At 72.9% G+C, this 930-nt stretch carries 1 protein-coding gene; it reads right to left on the reverse strand.

Annotated features, from left to right (window positions below; translation table 11 throughout):
- On the reverse strand, positions 1–930 hold a 930-nt coding region (locus tag ACTWQJ_RS51825), incomplete at both ends, for an ABC transporter transmembrane domain-containing protein (protein ID WP_443313269.1).

Here is a 930-nt window from a genome sequence, read left to right on the forward strand (position 1 = left end):
TGCCGATCGCGGCCAGCGCCATCGGGACGCTGAACCAGAGCAGCAGCCCCAGGTTCATCGCGCCGATGGTGACCGACTGGGTGACCGTGGGCCCGACGCCCGCGAGCAGCCGGCGGATCGCACTGATGCCCATGGCGGCACTGGCCAGCTCGCCGGTGGAACGCCCGGTGAAGAACTTCGTCGGCAGACGCAACAGCCGGTCCCACACGGCCGGTTGGAGCGTGGCCTCGATACGGCCCTCCAGACGCAGGATGGTCATGTTCTGCAGCAGCATGAAGGCCGCCGCGACGACACTGCTGACCATCACCGCCAGGCACACCTGCACGATGAGCCCGGCCTGCGCCTTCGGCACGAACTCGCCGAGCACCTTGCCCGTGGCGATCGGCACCAGCGCGCCGATGGCGACCGTCACCAGCCCGCTGAGCAGCAGCCCGGTCACGTCGCCGCGCGTGCCCCGCATGCAGAAGCGCAGCAGGCCCAGCGGGCCCAGCGGGCGTTCGGGAAGCGGCCGGTAGAACATCACCGCGCGCGGCTCGAACTCCGCCGCGTTGGCCTTCTCGACCGGCGTCTCGCGCCCGGTCGCCGGATGCACCGCCACATAGCCGCCACGCCGCCACAGCAGCGCGACCGGCGCCCCGGACAGGGCGCGGTGGCCCACCAGCGGGCCGACGTTGTCACGCCACCAGCTGCCGTCCAGCCGTACCGCACGGGTGCGCACGCGCGAAGCGAGGGCGATGCGCTCGACCGGGTCGAGACGGTCGCTCTCGGTACCGCTGTGCCCGGGGTCGGCGAGGGCGATGCCGGCCGCGCCCGCGACCAGCTTGCAGGCCGCGTACGTGGCGTCCGCGTCGGCGGCCGTCGTGCGCTTGCCCGACGACTTGCCGATCGAGGCGAGCAGGGTCCGGTCGGCCTGGGCGCGTACCTGCTCAC

The organism is Streptomyces sp. KR55 (assembly GCF_052245645.1).
Taxonomy (GTDB): domain Bacteria; phylum Actinomycetota; class Actinomycetes; order Streptomycetales; family Streptomycetaceae; genus Streptomyces; species Streptomyces flavusporus.